The 17537-nt window shown below is 33.4% G+C and carries 19 protein-coding genes; 8 read left to right on the top strand and 11 right to left on the bottom strand.

Annotated elements, in window-relative coordinates; genetic code table 11:
- Window positions 1-135: 135 nt before the first annotated feature.
- The 4 genes from H8R22_RS12705 to H8R22_RS12690 all read right to left on the bottom strand — a co-directional run bounded on the left by H8R22_RS12705 (window position 136) and on the right by H8R22_RS12690 (window position 3347).
- Entirely contained in the window at window positions 136-732 is a 597-nt protein-coding gene (locus tag H8R22_RS12705) for an HPP family protein (protein WP_187010768.1), read from the bottom strand.
- A 4-nt stretch (window positions 733-736) separates the two neighbouring features.
- Complete coding sequence (locus tag H8R22_RS12700; RefSeq protein WP_187010767.1) at window positions 737-2017, bottom strand: chloride channel protein; 1281 nt, start codon at window positions 2015-2017, stop codon at window positions 737-739.
- A 301-nt stretch (window positions 2018-2318) separates the two neighbouring features.
- Window positions 2319-2714 carry a hypothetical protein gene (locus tag H8R22_RS12695; protein WP_187010766.1) on the bottom strand — a complete coding sequence of 132 codons (396 nt, stop codon included), beginning with the start codon at window positions 2712-2714 and terminating at the stop codon, window positions 2319-2321.
- A gap of 78 nt (window positions 2715-2792) precedes the next feature.
- Window positions 2793-3347, bottom strand: a complete 555-nt coding sequence (locus tag H8R22_RS12690) for a sugar O-acetyltransferase (RefSeq protein ID WP_187010765.1) — start codon at window positions 3345-3347, stop codon at window positions 2793-2795.
- 295 nt (window positions 3348-3642) lie between these two features.
- Between H8R22_RS12690 and H8R22_RS12685 the strand changes: the two genes are divergently transcribed.
- The 7 genes from H8R22_RS12685 to H8R22_RS12655 all read left to right on the top strand — a co-directional run bounded on the left by H8R22_RS12685 (window position 3643) and on the right by H8R22_RS12655 (window position 11103).
- Window positions 3643-5802 (top strand): TonB-dependent receptor, encoded by a 2160-nt coding sequence (locus tag H8R22_RS12685; RefSeq protein WP_187010764.1) that lies wholly within the window; start codon window positions 3643-3645, stop codon window positions 5800-5802.
- Window positions 5803-6060: 258 nt separating this feature from the next.
- A complete protein-coding gene (locus tag H8R22_RS12680) occupies window positions 6061-6711 on the top strand; it encodes a hypothetical protein (RefSeq protein ID WP_187010763.1) in 651 nt (216 codons plus the stop codon).
- Window positions 6712-6739: 28 nt separating this feature from the next.
- Window positions 6740-8083, top strand: coding sequence for a 2TM domain-containing protein (locus H8R22_RS12675; RefSeq protein ID WP_187010762.1), 1344 nt, complete (start codon window positions 6740-6742; stop codon window positions 8081-8083).
- Window positions 8084-8085: 2 nt separating this feature from the next.
- Window positions 8086-8397, top strand: coding sequence for a 2TM domain-containing protein (locus tag H8R22_RS12670; protein WP_225876025.1), 312 nt, complete (start codon window positions 8086-8088; stop codon window positions 8395-8397).
- Between the two features lie 11 nt (window positions 8398-8408).
- The gene (locus tag H8R22_RS12665) at window positions 8409-8762 is read left to right on the top strand and encodes a 2TM domain-containing protein (protein ID WP_187010760.1); all 354 of its coding nucleotides are present in this window, start codon (window positions 8409-8411) and stop codon (window positions 8760-8762) included.
- A gap of 37 nt (window positions 8763-8799) precedes the next feature.
- Entirely contained in the window at window positions 8800-10290 is a 1491-nt protein-coding gene (locus tag H8R22_RS12660) for an ArnT family glycosyltransferase (RefSeq protein WP_187010759.1), read from the top strand.
- 54 nt (window positions 10291-10344) lie between these two features.
- Window positions 10345-11103 carry a LytR/AlgR family response regulator transcription factor gene (locus H8R22_RS12655; protein ID WP_187010758.1) on the top strand — a complete coding sequence of 253 codons (759 nt, stop codon included), beginning with the start codon at window positions 10345-10347 and terminating at the stop codon, window positions 11101-11103.
- A gap of 72 nt (window positions 11104-11175) precedes the next feature.
- Here H8R22_RS12655 and H8R22_RS12650 read toward each other — a convergent pair whose 3' ends face one another.
- From H8R22_RS12650 to H8R22_RS12625, 6 genes are all read right to left on the bottom strand, one after another.
- The gene (locus H8R22_RS12650) at window positions 11176-11358 is read right to left on the bottom strand and encodes a CsbD family protein (RefSeq protein ID WP_187010757.1); all 183 of its coding nucleotides are present in this window, start codon (window positions 11356-11358) and stop codon (window positions 11176-11178) included.
- Window positions 11359-11467: 109 nt separating this feature from the next.
- Window positions 11468-12256, bottom strand: a complete 789-nt coding sequence (locus H8R22_RS12645) for a CDP-alcohol phosphatidyltransferase family protein (protein WP_187010756.1) — start codon at window positions 12254-12256, stop codon at window positions 11468-11470.
- Window positions 12257-12308: 52 nt separating this feature from the next.
- Window positions 12309-13328 carry a COX15/CtaA family protein gene (locus tag H8R22_RS12640; protein WP_187010755.1) on the bottom strand — a complete coding sequence of 340 codons (1020 nt, stop codon included), beginning with the start codon at window positions 13326-13328 and terminating at the stop codon, window positions 12309-12311.
- Between the two features lie 58 nt (window positions 13329-13386).
- Window positions 13387-14802, bottom strand: coding sequence for a CCA tRNA nucleotidyltransferase (locus H8R22_RS12635; protein WP_187010754.1), 1416 nt, complete (start codon window positions 14800-14802; stop codon window positions 13387-13389).
- 28 nt (window positions 14803-14830) lie between these two features.
- The gene (locus tag H8R22_RS12630; protein WP_187010753.1) at window positions 14831-15214 is read right to left on the bottom strand and encodes a GxxExxY protein; all 384 of its coding nucleotides are present in this window, start codon (window positions 15212-15214) and stop codon (window positions 14831-14833) included.
- Window positions 15215-15273: 59 nt separating this feature from the next.
- On the bottom strand, window positions 15274-15834 hold the full coding sequence (locus tag H8R22_RS12625; protein WP_187010752.1) for an L-threonylcarbamoyladenylate synthase: 561 nt from the start codon (window positions 15832-15834) through the stop codon (window positions 15274-15276).
- A 60-nt stretch (window positions 15835-15894) separates the two neighbouring features.
- Here H8R22_RS12625 and H8R22_RS12620 point away from each other — a divergent pair, with 60 nt between their 5' ends.
- A complete protein-coding gene (locus H8R22_RS12620) occupies window positions 15895-16767 on the top strand; it encodes a lysophospholipid acyltransferase family protein (protein WP_187010751.1) in 873 nt (290 codons plus the stop codon).
- Here the strand turns inward: H8R22_RS12620 and H8R22_RS12615 are convergent.
- Window positions 16764-17525 (bottom strand): glycosyltransferase family 2 protein, encoded by a 762-nt coding sequence (locus tag H8R22_RS12615; RefSeq protein ID WP_187010750.1) that lies wholly within the window; start codon window positions 17523-17525, stop codon window positions 16764-16766. The two genes, H8R22_RS12620 and H8R22_RS12615, sit on opposite strands and share 4 nt — an antisense overlap.
- Window positions 17526-17537: the final 12 nt, after the last annotated feature.

Below are 17537 nucleotides of genomic sequence, written 5' to 3'. Positions count from 1 at the left end.
AGGCACAGATTCTTGATTTGTTAATAAGATTTTTTAGTATGAAGTCTAATAATTTATAAAGATCTTCTAAAAATTGTAGTCTAAATAAGTTGCAAAAACCATTTTAAGACTCCTTGTACAGATTGATGGTGGAGGCTAATCAGGAAGATTTTTGTGAATCATTTTTCTAATTTTCTTGTATTTTTTATGTGTGGGATAGTATCTATTGGGAGTCATATTATTTACTATAAGAGCAACAAATAAAAGAATTAAAACACCACTTAAAACAGGTGAAAGTACATACCAATATCCTAGCGCTTTAATTTGTGCAGACCCTGTCACTGCTATTAAAGCGGTAGCTCCGCCTGGTGGATGTAATGTTTTTGTGAGTTGCATTAGGATCACGGATATCGAAACAGATAGCGCTGCGGTTAACCACATAATATCAGGTGCAAGTTGCGCGACAGTGACTCCTACAATTGCAGAAATTACATGACCTCCTATTAAGTTTCGGGGTTGTGCTAAGGGACTTTGTATGACACCATAAATTAGAACGCACGAAGCTCCAAAAGATCCAATGAGGAAAACTACATCTGAATCTGGAAGTGTTCGAGATTGTAGATAGGCAATTATTCCTATTCCAGCAAAAGATCCTATAAAAGCCCAAAAATGCTCTTTAAAATCAACTAAAGTCTCCTTATACAAGATATACTTTGTTTTGCGGTATGTTCTCTTTATTTTTTGGATTGCCATAAAATTATTTTATTATTCCTGTTGCGTATGAGTAAACAGAATAAGGATAAATTGCCTGAGCTGTATATTTCGAAATGAGACAAACAAATAGAATTGGTAAAAATAAAGTGTAGTCATTAATCAAACCACAAATTAAAAATAAGGCAGTAAATGGGGCATGAATACTGGCACTTAACATGGCAGCCATTCCGATTACCATAAAGTTAAGCGGAATCACATTAGCATCAAAAAAAGTATTGAAGATTAATGCTACAAGTAAACCTAAAAAAGCACCAATAAACAGGCTGGGAGCAAAGACACCTCCGTCTCCTCCGGAAAATAAAGTAGCTGAGGTCACTACTGGTTTTAAAATAATGATCCCTATAAAAGTAACAAGTAATCCAGAAGTGATTTTAATCTCATTTGGGTTCGTGAATATCATTTTAATAGCATGGTATCCCTCTCCATAAAGTTCCGGAAAGAAAAATAAAGAAGAACTCAGTAGTGCTGATCCTATAAAAATGCGGTAATAGTGGCTTTTAATTTTTCCTAAATTGTTCTTGAAAAACAATACACATCGTGTTAGATAGACAGAATTGATTCCCGCAATTATTCCTAGAATGATAAAATAAGGTATCGCGCTGGTATGCCAAGTTGTGATGTGTACATTAAAAAGAGGTTCTTCATCAATTAAATAAACAAGTCCAAAAGCTACAATTACAGCAATGAGGTTACTAATGATAAAAGCACGAGTTACTTTTCTTGAGATTACTTCAAGCACAAAAAAAAGTCCAGCGATAGGACTGTTAAATAAAGCTGTTATACCTGCTGCAATTCCTGCGCAAATTAGCTCCGTTTTGTAGTCTTTAAAAACATTTTGCTTGCGTTGTGCAACTGATCCTATAGTTGCAGTTGCTACAACTGTTGAAACTTCAATTCCTGTTGAACCTCCAAAAATTACGGTCAATAAACCATTAATGTAATGAGATGGAATCTTGAAACTAGGGAGGTTTTTTGTTTTGGATGAAGTACTGGCAAAAATCTCGTTTATTCCTTTATTTTCTTTTTTATTAAAAACGTACTGTCTCAAAAAATAAATTACAGACAATCCAAAAACAGGAAAAATAAATATAAAGACCGGGTGTAGTGTGGTTTGATTAAAGAAGATTTCTTCATAATGTTCAGTGAGTTTCTTCAATGAAATCCCTAAAAAGGCAGAGAGAAAACTAATTAAAATCGATACAATAATTAATTTTCGTAATTTTATAAACGTAATGTTTTTTTTTATTTGGCTAATGGTGTGCATTTCAGGATCGATTTAAAATCGTTATTAAAGTTCCTTTTAGGAAATGCAAATTTAAAATATTTAAAATGAAATCGGCCATTTTATAGAGAACGATTCCCTTGCAGGATAATTTTGTGAGGTATCATAAACAAGTTACATGTTTTGTCTTCTATGCAAATGGATGCTGGAGCAGAAGTGATTTAGTAGGTGATGTATTGTTTTATAGCAACTTAAAAAAGGTATTACTTCACCTGACTAAAATCTTTAAGCATTTTTATTATTGTACATCAAAAAAGCCTAATCGAATGATTAGGCTTGTCTATTATTTTTTTGTTTCGGAGCAAAGTCCCACAATTTCATGAAACACATCATGCATCTCAGTTAATGATTTTACAATTACATCGTCAGATCCCTTTGTTGTAATTAAGTCATGCAGTGCATTACTCTGTCCCTTTAATTTTTCAACCGATGCATAGATAGCCTTAGTCTTAAATTCTGCAGGCATACTAGCAGTCATAAGTGCAGCAGCTTTATTCATCATTTCCTCGGACCTTGCTTTTATAGGTGTTAGATTCCCTTCCTCTGCAGGATGAAAAGTTTCTGACATTACATCGTGAAACTCTTTGATGGCGGGCCATTTATCGAATGTAGATTGTGCAGATACCGAATTTGCTACAACAAGAAGCAGCAAAACTAAGAATACTCTAAGTGGTTTCATTATAAATTATTTAATGTTAATGATTTTTGCCAAATATAGGCTATTTTTCTATTTGAACTTTTTTTAAATTTTAGCAACCTATTCATTCAATTTCCGAATCACTTTTGCGGGATTACCCACCGCTAACGAATTATCTGGAATATCTTTTGTAACCACTGATCCAGCTCCTATAACGCATCCATTGCCAATTGTGATTCCCGGACATATAACGGAATTGCCTCCTATCCAGCAATCATCACCAATCGTAATGGGTAAAGCGCTTTCTAGTGTTCTGCGCAAATCAGCTTCGAGTGGATGCGTAGCAGTATACAACTGAACATTAGGCGCAAAAAATACATTCGAACCTATGCGCACGGGAGCAGAATCCAGCACAACACAATTCACATTAAAGTAAACATTGTCCCCACAAACAATGTTATAACCATAATCACAGTGAAACGGAGGCTCAATATATAGGTTAGCTCCAACAGCTGGAATCAGTTCTGCAATTATATCTCTAGCTTTTTTGGTAATGCGGTACTCTAGAACATTCAAGCGGTGAAGCAGGTTTTTAGCACGTCGCCTATCTTTAACTAAGGTCGCGTCTCCAGCATGGTAATACACCCCAGCGATCATTTTCTCTTTTTCGGTCATCGTTTTTATTCTTTAATAAATGCTGTATTAGTTGGGCATGCCCTCCAAAATCCCGATAGTTATCGGGGTCGGTCGGGCTATTCGTTACAATCTTTTTTTTGGCCAAAAAGCCTCAAAAAAGGATTTTCACTGCTATCCCTCATGCAAAATACCTACTGCTCACAGTCACGTTTGGTGTAAATATAATCTAAAATAAAAATTACAACAACTCATCCTACATATTCAACAGTTCAGTTAGTTTCAATTTTTGATGGCACACATTTAATTTACATTTGAATCATCAAAATCAAACCACATGAAATCAATTATTACAGTAGTCATTTTATTTTTTGCAACAGCATCATTTGCTCAAAGTACTATTTCGGGAAAAGTAGTAGACAAAAAAGGAAAATTTATTGCAGGAGCAAACATATATATTGACGGTACTTATGATGGTGCTACTACAAACGAGAACGGACATTTTTCGTTTACAACTACTGCAACAGGAAACCAAGTGCTAGTTGCTAGCTTTCTAGTTTATGAAACGAGTAAAACAACAATAAATATTACTGATTTTCAAAACAAAATAATCGTATTACAAGAAACTAGTAATACACTAGATGCCGTTGTTATTTCGGCAGGCACGATGGAAACAGGTGATAAAGCAAGAGTAGCAGTCTTAAAACCGCTGGATATTGTAACTACGGCAGGATCAGCAGGAAATATCATTGCAGCGCTACAAACTTTACCCGGAACACAAAGTGTAGGTGAGGATGGCCGACTTTTTGTACGCGGTGGTGAGGCCAATGAAACGCAGACATTTGTTGACGGAATTCGAGTTGCGCAACCCTACAATGCAACTATTGGGAATGTGCCTACACGAGGTCGCTTTTCTCCATTTTTGTTCAGTGGAATCGCCTTTTCAACAGGAGGTTATTCAGCCGAATATGGCGAAGCGCTTTCTAGCGTTTTACTATTAAATACCGAGGATACACCCGATCAAAACAAAACCGAAATCTCCTTAATGACTGTTGGTTTAGGATTAGGAAATACTCAAAAATGGAATAAAAGTTCGCTTAGCGTAAATGCGTCGTACATCAATTTAGCACCCTATCAAGCTGTTATTCCTCAAAACTTAGATTGGAACAAACCGTTTCAATCCTTGTCTGGGGAGTCGGTTTACCGCTATAATTTTAATAACGGAATTTTGAAGGTCTATGCTGCTTTCGATTCTTCACAATTGGATATCAATCAAGAGAATATAAATACACCTGATAAGGTAAGAGTAGCTGTGAACAACAATAATTTCTATTTTAATACCTCATACAATGGCCGTTTTGGAACAGGATGGCAACTGGTGACGGGTTTAAGTTACGGTTACAGTAAGAACCAAATAGGGCTTGATCTAGATAATGTAGTAAATGACGAAAACGCCGCACACTTGAAGCTAAAACTAAAAAAGAATTTCTCTAATTATTTCAAATTGTCTTTAGGAAGTGATTATTTCATAACCAAATTTGATGAAGATTTCATACCTAATATAGGTGCGACTAAATCAAATGGGTACAACTCTAACATCGCTGCTATTTTTACGGAGGCTGACATTTTATTTTCTAAAAAGTTAGCTGCCAAAGTGGGTTTAAGAGCATCATACAATGATTTGCTTGATGAAACGGCTATAGCGCCACGAATTTCGATGGCGTATAAGGTGTCAAAAAATAGTCAGTTTTCTTTGGCCTATGGGAATTTCACTCAAAGCCCTAGCGTAGATTATATCAAATATTCTAAATTACATCAGTTCGAAAGCGAGAGCGCTTCCCATTATATTCTTAATTTTCAATATAGCAAAGACAATCAGACATTTAGAGCTGAAACGTATTATAAAGCGTATGACAATTTAGTAAAATATGCTACGCCAGCGATTGCTTACAACTCTGTTTTTAACAATACAGGATCAGGTTACGCAAAGGGATTGGATATCTTTTGGAGAGATGGCAAAACTATGAGGAATTTGGAATACTGGTTGTCCTATTCGTACATCGATACGGAAAGAGACTATAAAAACTTCTCTACCACTGCAACTCCAAGTTTTGTAGCTGATCACTCTTTGTCCCTCGTTACTAAATATTTCATCACTGATTGGCGCTCACAAATAGGATTTACTAATTCGTTTAGCTCGGGTCGTCCTTATAATAATCCTAATGAAACTCAATTCATGAACGGAAAAACAAAGGCATACAACAACCTTAGTTTTAATTGGGCCTATCTAATCAGTCAACAAAAGATCTTGTATTTCTCGGTTTCAAATGTCTTGGGAACGCAAAATGTATTCGGGTACGATTACGCTAGGAATCCGGACAATACTGGTTTTTATGACAGAAAAGAAATTATTCCAACTGCTGATCGATTCTTTTTCGTTGGTTTCTTTTGGACCATCAGCAATGACAAAAAAGACAATCAGTTGAAGAATTTATAATTAGTCGCAAGTTTGAAAGTCGCAAGTTGTAACAGGTCCAAAATTAAGATTTTTAAGACCTAAAAGTATTACTAGCAACAATGCTCACTTTAGACTTTAGACTTTCAAACTTTGGACCCAATAACCGATTCATCCTCAAAAAGCGACAGTTCAGTACTATTAAATTTATTTATTGTTACATCAGGACTACTTTTGAACTATAGATAATCAACGTTTTAATCATCATAAAACAATTAATCAACCTTAAAACTAGAAATCATGACTAAATTAATCACCGCATTCACATTATTTGTAATTACTTTTATTTCGGCTCAAGGCCAACAATCGGCAGCTACAGCGAGCGCAGGACAATTTGAACAAGGAATGGGAAAAGCATTTGGGCTTTGGAAACAAGGAAAAAATACCGAAGCTTCAGATTTATTCGAAAGAATTGCCGCTGCTGAGCCCAACAAATGGTTACCTAATTATTATGTAGCTTTGGTAAACACAACAGCTGCTTTTGGAACCAAAGATAAAGAAAAAGTTACCTTATTACTAACTAAAGCTCAAAACGCACTTAGTTTAGAACTTGCTAAAGACGAAACTAACGCCGAGCTTTTAGTGATGCAAGCGATGATTAATACGGCTTGGATAAGTTTTGACCCTATGACTAATGGACAAAAGCTCTCGGGAGCAACTATGGGATTATATGGTAAAGCAGAAGCATTGGCTCCAAACAATCCGAGAGTTATTTTTGGTAAAGCAGAGTTTGAAATAGGAGCGGCGCAGTTTTGGGGAACCGATACAAAACCCATGTGTGCTCAAATAGAAAAAGCTATTGGACTTTTTGCTACTTTTAAGCCTGAAACTTTGTTCTCACCAAGTTGGGGATTAGATAGAGCCTTAGCTGCACAAGCCAAATGTAAATAGTAAACAAGATTTTATTCAAAAAATAAAGATGAATATAAATAGATTTTTAAAAGAGTTTCCAAGAGCATTTTTTATTTCTCTGTCGATTTTTGTAGTATTACTTATAATTGATGTTCTGAACGGAGGCGTTATAAAATTTGATAACCATTTAAAAATCAATTTTTTATACACAATGCTTTACGGAATGGTGTTGTACTATTCTAATGCATGTTTATACATCTACTTAGATACTTTTTTTGAAAGTCGAAAGTATTCAATAAGAAGAATTGTAGTTGGGTTTTTAAGTTCATTTTTTCTTTCCTTATTTGTCATATTCTTGTTGCGGATTTTTGAAGATGTAGTTATAGAAGGTGGTACTCTATCGGATTTTCTGACTAATGAAAAACCAGCAAATTACATTGTGGCTACGATTACAACATTTGTAATATTATTAGGAATTCATTTGATCTATTTCTACAAGGCATATAACGAGAACAAAGTAAAAGAACAAAAAATAATTGCAGGTACTGCTAATGCCAAGTTTGAAAGTTTAAAGAATCAAATAGACCCTCATTTTTTATTTAATAGCTTAAACGTCTTAAGTTCCTTGATAGAAGAAAATCCAGATAATGCGCAACGTTTTACTACTTCATTATCTAAAGTATATCGTTATGTTTTGGAACAAAAAGACAAAGAATTGGTTTCTATCGAGGAAGAATTGACTTTCGCCAAAACATATATGAATTTATTAAAAATGCGTTTTGAGGACAGTTTGGAGTACGAATTAAAAGTAATAAATCCAGATCCAGAAGCCAAAGTAGTGCCGCTTTCACTACAGCTTTTATTGGAGAACGCAGTAAAACACAATGTAATAAGTGCCCAAAGACCCTTACAAATTAGAATTTATATCGAGAACGGCTTTTTAGTAATTCAAAATGACTACCAAAAAAAGGAAGTTTTACAAGACAGGCAAGGAGTAGGACTTCAAAATATAATTAGTCGCTATGCGATAATCACCAAGCGAAAAGTGATAATAGAACAAAACGAAAAAACATTTACGGTCAAAATACCAATTTTAACAAAACAAACCACTGTTATGGAAGCAGCAGCAAATTATAATGAGAACAATGCTTATTTTAGAGCTAAAAAAAGAGTAGAAGAACTAAAGGGGTTTTATGGAAACTTGATTTCGTATTGTTGTGTAATCCCATTTTTGATTTTTATCAACCTCAAATTTTCACCACAATTTCATTGGTTTTGGTTTTCGGCTTTAGGTTGGGGCTTTGGGTTAACTATGCATGCCTTACAAGTTTTCGGATACGGTAAAAACTGGGAAGAGCGTAAAATTCAAGAGATTTTAGAAAAAGACACATCTAAACAAAAATGGAAATAATTATGGAAAATACATATATACAAGACGAGCGATATTTTAATGCTAAAAAGAGAGTTGATGAAATTAAAGGATTTTATAGTAATCTAGCCTCTTACGTGTTTGTTAATTTAGGGCTCTTAGCACTTAATTTATGGACTTCGCCAAACCATTTGTGGTTTTATTGGCCTCTATTAGGATGGGGAATAGGAGTGGTTATCCATGGAATGAAGGTTTTTAATTATATGCCTTTTATGAGCCAAGATTGGGAAGAACAAAAAATAAAGGAATTCATGACCAAAGAGCAAGAGAATCAAAAAAAAGGAGCAAACAAATAAAGGACTAAATTATGGGACGTTACAGAAGAAGAATGTTTGAAAATTATCAAGAACAAGGCAATAACCCTGATGAGTTATATAACTTAGCCTACAAGCGAGTTAAAAGGATTAAAGGGTTTTATGTTCATTCGCTAGTGTTTGTACTGGTAAATGCTTTTATTATTTTTTCGAATTTTAATAGCAATGATAACAGCTCAGAAATATTCATGAAATGGGAAACCTGGAGTACAGCACTTTTTTGGGGAATTGGATTAGCTGCCCACGGATTGTCGGTTTTTGGTAGAGACTTGTTTTTTGGAACCGATTGGGAAGAAAATAAAATTCAGGAATTCATGAAAAAGGATCAAAGTGAAAAATGGGAGTAATTCAGTTTTTATCTCTGTTAATTACAAAAATGATTTAATGAAAAAGTACTTTCCTATTTTAATAATACTAACAATTATAAAATTAGTTATTCATCTCTATGGAAATCACAATTATGGTTTCCATAGAGATGAACTGTTGCATTTATCAGCAAGTGAGCACTTAGCTTGGGGATATTTTGAATTTCCGCCGTTTATCGCTTTAGTTGGTAAAGTTGCTCATTTTGTTTTTGGTTATTCCTTGTCAGGAGTTCGTTTTTTTTCCACTTTGGCGGGTGTTCTAATTCTGGTATTGTGCTGTTTAGTTGCTATAGAGCTTGGAGGAAAAAAGAAGGCAGTTTTGCTTGCTGGAACTGCAGTTTTATCTTTTATACCATATTATCGCAATCATATGTTGTTTCAACCAGTTGCTTTTGATCAGTTGTTCTGGATAGTAGGGTTTTACTTTTTATTGAAATATTTTAATTCTAAAAATGAAAAATTTCTTATTTATTTAGGAATATCTTGTGGTTTAGGATTGATGAATAAATACACTTTCCTAATTTGGATTATGGGAATAGTGATCGGGCTTTTCTTTTATCAAAAGGGCATTTTATTTAAAAACAGAACGCTTTATGTAGGAGGATTAATTACTTTAATAATTTTCCTGCCAAATGTATTTTGGCAATATGATCATGGTTTTCCTGCTTTACTACATTTACAAAAATTAAAAGAAAGTCAGTTAAATCAAAACGGAATTTTTGATTTTGTGTTAGGACAATTGAAACACCCCTTAGTTTTGTCTATAAGCTTGATAGGATTGTATGCTTATTTTTTTGATTCCAAACTAAAAGAGTATAAGGTCATGGGAATCGCAGCGGTGGTTACTTTCATTGTGATGTGGTTTATGCAGTCAAAAGAGTACTACTTTTTTGCCATGTATCCAATACTTTTTGCTGCAGGAGCAGTTAAAGTAGAAAGATTGCTTCAAGGCAGTCCTAAATGGAATTATGCAGTTGCAGCCGCTTTATTTATACCTATAATCCCTTTTATACCGCATGCAATTCCAGTTCTTCCCATTTCAACCTATGTTTCCTATTTGAATCTAAAACCTGAAGATGACGGCCGAGTTATTTTAACAGATGATTTTGCTGATATGTTTGGCTGGGAGGAGCAAGTGCAGTTAGTGCATAACTTGTACAAATCATTACCATCAAGTGAAAGAAAAAAATATATGATCTGGGCTGAAAATTATGGTGAAGCGGGAGCCATTCAGATAATAGGAAAAAAATACAAATTACCTAATCCTGTGTGTGCTCATGGTAGTTTCTGGTCTTGGGGGACTGGGAATACTAAAGGTGAATTTTGTATCAGTATTGGAAATGAAAAACGGGTAATTGAAAAATTTTTTAAAACTTGTAAATTAGTAAAAATGATAAAGCATAAATACGTAATTGACGAGGAAAATAATATTCCCGTGTATCTTTGTTCAGATCCAAAAATAGATTTTATCCAAAACTGGAGTTTACTGGAAAGTCATGTTTTTGATTAATTTTATGTTGATAATTACCAATTACTAAATACTCTAAACTTAAGAAATAGCTATATGACCACAATCATAATCGAAGACGAAAAACCAGCAGCAAGACTATTACAAAGAAAATTAGATAAACTAAATATTGAAGTGGGAGTGATGTTGCATTCGGTTGCTGAAGCTATTGAGTGGTTTTCTAAAAATGAACATCCTGATTTGATTTTTTTAGACATTCAATTATCGGATGGGTTGTCATTTGAGATTTTTGAAAAAATCGAGATTAAAAGTGCTATCATTTTCACTACGGCTTATGATGAATTTGCGCTTAGAGCATTCAAATTGAATAGTATAGATTACCTTTTAAAACCTATCGATGAGGATGACTTAGCATCTGCTGTTTCAAAATTTAAAGAACGTTTACCTAAGCAAGAAAAGTTACAGCTTGATTTTGAGGAAATTAAAAAAATGCTGGCAAATCCTTTTGATAAAGAATACAAAAAGAGATTTACGGTAAAAATTGGTCAACATCTAAAAGTAATAGCTGTCGACGAAATCGAATGCTTCTATAGCGAAAACAAAGGGACTTACATCCACACTTTTGATAATAGGGATTATCTTATTGAATCGACTTTGGAAATTTTAGAACAAGAGCTCGATTCTAAACAATTTTATAGAATAAGCCGCAAGTTCATCATTCCAATGAAAGCAATAAAAGAAATCATAGTATACAGCAATTCGCGACTTAAAGTAATTTTGCCATCCTATAAAGAGGAAGAGGTTATAGTAAGTCGAGAAAAGGTAGCAGACTTTAAAGATTGGTTAAGTAAATAGAATAGTAAAAAAAATCCCACTTGAATTATTTGAAAATAATGCAAGTAGGATTTTTCAACTAATAGATAATTTTTATTCAAATAAAGACATAATCTCTTTCTTAGTCTTACCTAATTTTTGCTGTAGTTTTCCCCACATCTCGTCATCTTTTCCTTCTTCGAATAACAAATCATCTTCGGTAAGTTCAGCATATTTTTGCTTTAATTTACCTTTCATTTCATTCCAGTTTCCTTTTATTTCCTCTGAATTTGGCATAATATATAGATTTAATAATTAATAAATGTCTATTACAAAGATGCTACTAAATGAAGTACAAGGTGTTATAGTTTTTTCGGGAAATGTTGTGATATTTCGATCTGTTGTTTTAGTAACGCTGATCTTCGACCTTGAGAACTGATTTTCTTATCGCAATTAAAACGAAAATCAAAATTGTGTATGCTATAAAAAACGGTATTATATAGGATGCTAAATTAAGTGCAAGCATCAAGGCAATGATCAATAATTGAAAACCTAGACCGTAGAGAGAGACTAGGGTCATAAACCAGTTCGGAAACGTTTTTACTTTGTACGCATCGCTATCCATCATATGAATTATCTTATCGAAACCTCCATAAACAACATTATAAATTTGGAATAAAATATCAACTGCTTTTTGACTCTCATTTCCTAGCGCTTTGGGTGATTTGTATTCAAAAATCTTGCTTGTTGTATCTCCTCCTACAGATTTATTTCTCAAAATCACGTAGTAGTAATTGTAAAGTGTTCCTTGTAGTTGAATACAAAAAAAAGCACCTAATGTCATTATGAAAGAGGTTTCAGTTATGTACCAAATAGTTACTAGAAAAAGAAAATTCAGAATAATATCAAACACGCTATCTAAATAGCGTCCGGTGTAAGATGGTGTATTTTTAATACGTGCTAACTCACCATCTGCGGCATCAATGCCTGACTTTAAAATGATAAAAAATCCAGCAAGATAAAATTGATTTTCCAAAATAAAATAAATAGCAAGCAATCCTGATACTCCAAATAGCAATGTTACGTGAATAGGAGTAAACCGTGTGTTTTTTAATAGATTAGCGAGCATAGTTCCAAAGGATCTCCCGTAATCTGATAGGTCAAGAAATTTATCTTGAGCAGCAAGTTTTGACATTTTAAGTTAATGAACGAGGAAATGCGACAATATAGTCAGTTGTATAAATGTGTTACGAAAGTACTTTTTTTGTTTTCGATTCCAAAATTAAATAAAATTGAATACCAAATAATAGTGTTGCTAGAACAATATGTATAGTTTGAGTTCCAAAAGGGAAATCAAAATAATACATACTAATTCCAGAAGCAATTTCAATTAGTAAAATATAAAACACCCAGTTTAACTTTGTGAATCCAAGTACTAATTTGTTGTTTAAAAATAGTAAATATAAATTAGTCAGTAATACGATTATAGAAAACGAACGGTGTATGTAAAATGAAAGTGTTGGGTTTTGAAGCCACATGATTGCAGGTACACCTGTTTCTGAGATATGATCAACATGCTCTCTTACGCTAGTTCCTAAAACGATTTGAACAATAGTTAATAGCAAAGATGCAATCAAAATCAAATTGAATTTTTTGTTGAAGACAATAGTTTTCTTGTTCTCTTTTACACCATATATAACAATCAATTGCAAGGCAACAATTAATAATGCAGCTAGCATATGTGTCGTGATTTTAAAAGGATTTAAAACAGAATCAACTACGGTTTTTCCTAACCACGCTTGGAAACCCATTAAAGCGCAAATTAAGAAGGTTAGCATGATGATTTTTTTATTCTCTTTCCAGTATCCAAAAGATAAACCAAAGGTAATCACGCAGGCAATTCCGGCTAATGCACCCAATAAACGATTGATGTATTCAACCCAAGTATGAATAGGATTAAAAATAGCATAGTCGTGTTTGGTGTATTTTTCCCAATTTGCTTCATCAAAATTTGATGCTGATACGAAATCAGTTTTCGCAACTAAAAGGGACTCCTCTTTAATAATAACCTGCCCTTTATCATATTCTTTACCAGAAGCAAACAATAGTTCACTTTGCTCTGTTGGAGGAATGTAGTATCCAAAGCATTTTGGCCAATCAGGACAACCCATTCCGGACCCAGTTAGTCTAACGAATGCGCCTGCAAAAATCACTAAATATACTAGTACTAACGCTATTTGTGCCGATTTTAAAAAATACTTTTTCACTTGAATTATTTTTGTATAAAATTATCTATTTTAAGATGAGAAATAAAATGCACAAAAGTTAAACTTTAATTAATCCTAACTTCTTTGCTCGCACTTGCATGAAATCATAAGCAGCTTGATACTCATTGGGAATATCTCCCTCTAAAATAGCTTCTTTAATCGCCTCTTTTAGCACGCCTATTTCTCTACAAGGTTTTAGGTTGTATAGCTCCATAATTTCTTCTCCAGTAATAGGAGGCTGAAAATTACGTACCTGATCTCGCTCTTCAACTTCAACAATCTTTTTTCGAACAATAATGAAGTTGTTATGGTATTTTTTAAATTTAGATGGATTTTTAGTGGTGATATCTGCCTCGCACAATGTCATTAAATTTTCAACATCTTCTCCCGCATCAAATACTAAACGTCTCACAGCTGAATCTGTTACTGTTTCCTGAGACAAAACAATAGGTCGCGAGCTCATGATAACCATTTTTTGAACAAATTTCATTTTATGGTTCAACGGCATGTGCAAACGTTCGAATATCTTTTTCACCATTTTTCCGCCTAGAAATTCATGCCCGTGAAAAGTCCATCCTTGCTTTTTGTTAAAACGTTTTGTTGGCGCTTTCCCAATGTCGTGTAATAGAGCCGACCATCTTAGCCAAACGTCATCAGTATTAGGACATATATTATCGACTACTTCTAGCGTATGGTAAAAATTATTTTTATGTGTTTGACCTTCAATTTCTTCTACATTATTTAAAGCGGTTAGCTCAGGTAAAAGAATGTCGAGAAGTCCAGTTTTATATAGTAGTAAAAAACCAATTGAAGGTTTATCAGTCGAAAGTATTTTATTCAATTCATCGACAATGCGTTCCCCTGAAATAATTTTAATTCGATCTGCGTTTTTAGTAATCGACTGCAACGAATTTGTTTCAATTTCAAAATTTAGTTGATTAGCAAAACGTATGGCACGCATCATACGCAGCGGGTCATCTGAGTAGGTTATATCAGGGTCAAGAGGTGTTTTTAAGATCTTTTTTTCTATATCTTTCAATCCATCAAAAGGATCTAGTAGTTCACCATAATTATTTTTGTTCAATGATATTGCCAAGGCATTTATGGTGAAATCACGACGGTCTTGATCATCTTTAAGAGTGCCATCTTCAACCACTGGATTTCGGCTTTCAAAGTGGTAGGACTCTTTACGAGCACCAACAAATTCAATTTCAGTATCTTCAAAACGAAGCATAGCGGTGCCGTAGTTCTTGAAAACTTGTACTTTAGGTTTTTCAGGAAGTAATTTAGATACTTGTAATGCCAGTTCAATTCCGCTACCAACAGCGACAATGTCAATGTCTTTTTTAAAATCTCTTTTTAAAATCAAATCTCTTACAAAACCACCTATAACATAGCTGTCAATGTTTAGTTCTTGAGATGCTTGAGAGATAACTTGAAAAATTTTATTATGTAATGCTTCTTTGTAATTCATATGTTTCTACCGCGGATGCGCAGATTTTTTATTTTTTTGTGCGAATAATTCGTTTGTATTCTAAGGAATTAGAATTAAAGTTTACTAGCAATGCTAATTCATTACCTGACACTTTTAGATAATTTAAGCATTGATTATAATGGCTATTATTAAAACAATCTACAGTTTTAACTTCTAAAATTATAGATTTATAAAGGACAAAATCGGCGTAAAATCGGTGTTTTAAAATGGTGTTTTTATAGTTCACTGAATACTCTTTTTCACGCTCATATGGAATGTTGTTTATGCCAAATTCAAATTCTAAAGCATCTTTGTAGACTATTTCTGAGAAACCTTTCCCTAAAGTTTTATGAACTTCAAATAGAATTCCAATTATCGTATAAGTTTCATCAGCATATAAATACTCTTCCATAAATTAAAAATTTTAATCTGCGAATCTGTGGTCCTATATTTACGATCTCCAATTATTAGCTATTTCCGAATTACTTTTACCTGCGAATCACTGGTTAACTTGATAATCGTTGATGGTTTTCCAGCAATTTTATCCTTGTGCAAATTTACAACATAGTCTACACCCTTTATAATTTCGGGACTTATTTCTTTAAAACTTTTAGGAGTAGGTTGACCTGTTATGTTAGCTGAGGTGGAAACAAGTGGTTTTTTCATTCGCTCCAATAATTTGAAACAAAAAGGCTCTTTTACAATGCGTATTCCTAGCGTTTTATCAGGAGCAATTAAGTTGGGAGCTACGTTTCTTGGTCCGTCAAGAACCAATGTAGTTGGGTTTTCGGATAAGTCCATTATCTGCCAAGCTACCTCGGGTATTTCTTTGAAAACATTGTACATCATCTTCTCACCGCTCATTAAAACAATCATGCTTTGGGTTTCGGCACGTTGCTTTAATTTGTATATTTTGGCGACAGCCTCAGCATTAGTAGCATCACAACCTATTCCCCAAACCGTATCAGTAGGGTAAAGAATAATACCACCATCTTTAATGACTTCGTATGCTTTTAAGATTTCTTCTTGCATTGTAATTGTTTATATTTGCAAAGATATTAAATCAATACTATTTTACCTTTATAAAACACAATGCAACTTCTCCTATTTATTTTAGTTTATCCGCTTATTTTATTTATTTCGATCTTACCTTTTAGATTGTTGTATATTTTGTCTGATACTATTTTCTTTTTGGTGTACTACATCATTCGTTATAGAAGAAAAGTAGTTCGGGATAATATTGCTTTAGCTCTACCACATTTGTCTGCAGAGGAAAGATCAATTGTTGAGAAAAAAGCATACAAACATATGTGTGATATGTTTCTTGAAATGATGAAAACAATGTCTATCTCTAAACATGAAATAGAGAAACGTTTTGTCTTTAAAAATTTAGAAACTTATTTAGATTTTGAAAAGAAAGGTAAAAGTGTGATCATGATGTTGGCACATTATGCTAGTTATGAATGGGCTATCATTATGAATACTAAAATCACATATGAAGGATATGGCATTTATAAAAAAATAAATAATAAGTATTTTGATCGTCTAGTTATAAAGATACGCTCTAAGTTTAATACACGTTTAATACATACCAATGACAGCTCAAGTGTAATAGCTGAAAATGTTAAACTTGGTAAAAAAGTGATCTATGGTTTTGTGAGTGATCAATCGCCTCAATCGAAGCCTAAAACTCATTGGGCTCCGTTTATGAATATCGGAGTTCCAGTTTATACTGGCGCAGAGTTCCTATCAAAGAAATATGATATGTCCGTCGTTTATCTTAAAGTTACCAAAGTAAAAAGAGGTTTCTATGAAGCAGAGTTCGAAATTTTAGCCGAAAACACTGAAGGGATACCAAATTATGAAATCACTGATTTATTCCTTAGAAAAGTAGAAGCTCAAATTGTAGCAGCACCAGAATTTTATTTGTGGACACATAGAAGATGGAAACACAGGAAGTTTTAAGTTGATTTGATGTACATTTCTCTCAAATAATGATACTTTAAGCCAGCACCTTGCGCTACTAAAATTGCCCATAAGTAGCCCTCGTATCCATTCATGAAATTGCGGTTTAAAATATATTCTCTGAAAAAAGTAAACGGAAAGTTGATGTAAAGTTTAAACCAAGTGCTTTTCTTACCTCTTTTATAATATTCCTCTGCTTTTAATTGAGCATACCTGTCCATTTTAGAAATAGCTTCTTTTAGTTCGTCAATAGTATAATGCAGTAGGTCACCATTTACTTTGGCGGTGGCGCCAGTTATTTGTATGCTTTCATGTACGACATTATCTGTAACTCCTCCTTTAGTTTTATTAAATAATCGTAAGATCCAAATGTTACTTTCCTTACCATGATTAAATCTTCTATTTAAAAAAATATGTCTTCTTTTGATTAAAAATCCAGCATTATCATCGAAGTTTTTTACTGTTAAATTGGTGATGTTTTTTATTAATTCATCACTTAGGATTTCGTCTGAATCAATAGATATAATCCACTCGTTTTTGCATTTAGACATTAATAGTTGCTTTTGAGCTCCAAACCCTTCAAATTTGTTTTGAAAAACGGTGGCGTTGTACTTTTTACAAATATCTAGCGTAGCATCGGTACTGTACGAATCCATGATAATGATTTCGTCACACCAATATAGTTTTTTTAGAACATTTTCGATGTATTTTTCATTATTGAAAGTCAGTATAGCGGCTGATATTTTTTGAGAATTCATCTGGTTTTTTTA

It is taken from the genome of Flavobacterium kayseriense, assembly GCF_014305095.1.
Classification (GTDB): domain Bacteria; phylum Bacteroidota; class Bacteroidia; order Flavobacteriales; family Flavobacteriaceae; genus Flavobacterium; species Flavobacterium kayseriense.
The sequence above is the reverse complement of the archived record's forward strand: the minus strand, read 5'-3'. Positions and strand labels throughout refer to the sequence as shown.

What these genes read in the sequence shown, in the direction of transcription:
- H8R22_RS12705 (WP_187010768.1), bottom strand. Translation starts at nt 732, where the DNA reads ATGGCAATCCAAAAAATAAAGAGAACATACCGCAAAACAAAGTATATC.
- H8R22_RS12700 (WP_187010767.1), bottom strand. Translation starts at nt 2,017, where the DNA reads ATGCACACCATTAGCCAAATAAAAAAAAACATTACGTTTATAAAATTA.
- H8R22_RS12695 (WP_187010766.1), bottom strand. Translation starts at nt 2,714, where the DNA reads ATGAAACCACTTAGAGTATTCTTAGTTTTGCTGCTTCTTGTTGTAGCA.
- H8R22_RS12690 (WP_187010765.1), bottom strand. Translation starts at nt 3,347, where the DNA reads ATGACCGAAAAAGAGAAAATGATCGCTGGGGTGTATTACCATGCTGGA.
- H8R22_RS12685 (WP_187010764.1), top strand. Translation starts at nt 3,643, where the DNA reads ATGAAATCAATTATTACAGTAGTCATTTTATTTTTTGCAACAGCATCA.
- H8R22_RS12680 (WP_187010763.1), top strand. Translation starts at nt 6,061, where the DNA reads ATGACTAAATTAATCACCGCATTCACATTATTTGTAATTACTTTTATT.
- H8R22_RS12675 (WP_187010762.1), top strand. Translation starts at nt 6,740, where the DNA reads ATGAATATAAATAGATTTTTAAAAGAGTTTCCAAGAGCATTTTTTATT.
- H8R22_RS12670 (WP_225876025.1), top strand. Translation starts at nt 8,086, where the DNA reads ATGGAAAATACATATATACAAGACGAGCGATATTTTAATGCTAAAAAG.
- H8R22_RS12665 (WP_187010760.1), top strand. Translation starts at nt 8,409, where the DNA reads ATGGGACGTTACAGAAGAAGAATGTTTGAAAATTATCAAGAACAAGGC.
- H8R22_RS12660 (WP_187010759.1), top strand. Translation starts at nt 8,800, where the DNA reads ATGAAAAAGTACTTTCCTATTTTAATAATACTAACAATTATAAAATTA.
- H8R22_RS12655 (WP_187010758.1), top strand. Translation starts at nt 10,345, where the DNA reads ATGACCACAATCATAATCGAAGACGAAAAACCAGCAGCAAGACTATTA.
- H8R22_RS12650 (WP_187010757.1), bottom strand. Translation starts at nt 11,358, where the DNA reads ATGCCAAATTCAGAGGAAATAAAAGGAAACTGGAATGAAATGAAAGGT.
- H8R22_RS12645 (WP_187010756.1), bottom strand. Translation starts at nt 12,256, where the DNA reads ATGTCAAAACTTGCTGCTCAAGATAAATTTCTTGACCTATCAGATTAC.
- H8R22_RS12635 (WP_187010754.1), bottom strand. Translation starts at nt 14,802, where the DNA reads ATGAATTACAAAGAAGCATTACATAATAAAATTTTTCAAGTTATCTCT.
- H8R22_RS12630 (WP_187010753.1), bottom strand. Translation starts at nt 15,214, where the DNA reads ATGGAAGAGTATTTATATGCTGATGAAACTTATACGATAATTGGAATT.
- H8R22_RS12625 (WP_187010752.1), bottom strand. Translation starts at nt 15,834, where the DNA reads ATGCAAGAAGAAATCTTAAAAGCATACGAAGTCATTAAAGATGGTGGT.
- H8R22_RS12620 (WP_187010751.1), top strand. Translation starts at nt 15,895, where the DNA reads ATGCAACTTCTCCTATTTATTTTAGTTTATCCGCTTATTTTATTTATT.
- H8R22_RS12615 (WP_187010750.1), bottom strand. Translation starts at nt 17,525, where the DNA reads ATGAATTCTCAAAAAATATCAGCCGCTATACTGACTTTCAATAATGAA.